This window comes from Schnuerera sp., assembly GCF_035459645.1.
Classification (GTDB): domain Bacteria; phylum Bacillota; class Clostridia; order Tissierellales; family Tepidimicrobiaceae; genus Schnuerera.
In genome coordinates, this window is the sequence record NZ_DATHXO010000509.1 from 1 (window position 1) to 1,686 (window position 1,686).

The 1,686-nt window shown below is 28.0% G+C and carries 1 protein-coding gene; it reads left to right on the forward strand.

Annotated elements, in window-relative coordinates:
* Positions 1-47 precede the first annotated feature (47 nt).
* Positions 48-1,686 (forward strand): UPF0182 family protein (locus tag VK998_RS11830; RefSeq protein ID WP_325228583.1); only part of this gene is annotated, 1,639 nt, incomplete at its 3' end.

The following is a 1,686-nucleotide window of genomic DNA, read 5'->3' on the forward strand; positions in this document are numbered from 1 at the left end:
TATGATATAATCGTATAATAATAGTTTTATTTGGAAGGAGTGTTTTTTTGAAGAAAAGAAAGGGTTATTTAATAGGTGCCGTTATCATTTTAGTATTGATTATAGCAAATTCTTTTACTGCTATAATAGATTTCATTACTGATTATCAATGGTTCAATGATTTAGGATATACTAAATCGTTTTTAACAAGGGTCTTCACCCAGTTTAAAATTGGAATACCTACATTTATAATACTTTTTGGTGTAATATATTTTTATTTAATATACATTAAAGAAAGTTATTATAAGGAAATACAAGTAAGTCCACCAAAAAAAGGGGAGAAAAGGCTCAATTTAGTATTAGGTTTGGCATCTGCTTTAATTTCAGTATTTGTTTCTGCTGTATTTGCAGGTAATCTATGGTTTAGTATATTGCAATTTACAAATAGTACAAATTTCAATTTAGCAGATCCAATATTTAATAAGGATTTATCCTTTTATATATTTAGTCTACCACTAATCAAAGAAATAATCAGTTTACTATTTTTAATATTGCTGATGTTGATAGTATTAACCATTGGTCTTTATATAATTTTATTTACTTTTAGAAGGTCAACTGGAGACACTTACCAAAAACAAAATATATTTGATATGGATGGTAGACCAGTAGGAAATAGTATTAATAAATTTTTTAATAGAGAATCTGTTAAAAATGTTTTATTTAGAATTGGAATCCTTGGTTTTTTAGTATTTATAATTTTAGGTATCAATTATTATATTAATACTTATGAATTGCTATATTCTCCAAGGGGCGTTGCCTATGGAGCCAGCTTTACAGATGTTAATGTAATGTTGTGGGTTTATAGAATTATGGCTGTAGTTTCAATAGTTTCTGCTTTTATATTCTTATATGGAATTATGAAAAAGAATATAAAGAGGGCTTTGATAGGACCATTACTATTATTAGCTATTTCTATAATAGGGAATGTTGGAAGTGTTGTTGTTCAGAGATTTATAGTAGAACCTAATGAAATATCTAAGGAACGAAAATATTTAGAATATAATATAGATTATACCCAAAAGGCTTATGGATTAGATATGGTGGAAGAAAGGGAGTTTCCTGTAGAACAAGATCTAACTAAAGAAGATTTGAGTAAAAATGAAGAGATAGTAAATAATATTAGAATTAATGACTATAGGCCTATAACTCAGGTATATAATCAGCTACAAGCTATACGACTTTATTATTCTTTTAATAGTGTAGACATAGATAGGTATAATATTGATGGAATGTATACTCAAGTGTTTTTAGCTGCTAGAGAATTAGAACAAAGGAATCTTCAAACTAAAACTTGGATCAATAAACATTTAAAATATACTCATGGATATGGCATTGCTTTGTCTCCAGTAAATGCTGTAACAGAAAATGGTCAACCTGAATTATTAGTAAAAAATATTCCGCCTGTTACAGATGTGGATTTGGAAATCAATAGACCGGAGATATATTTTGGTGAAGCTACTAATGATTATATAATAGTGAATACTGATGAGAAGGAATTTGATTATCCAGAAGGGTCAGACAACAAAGAGACTATATATGAAGGGAACGCTGGAATTGAGCTTGGTGGTATCAACCGGTTATTATATGCAATAAAGCAAAAGAGTATAAAGATATTAATATCTAACAATGTAAATTCTGATAGTAGAA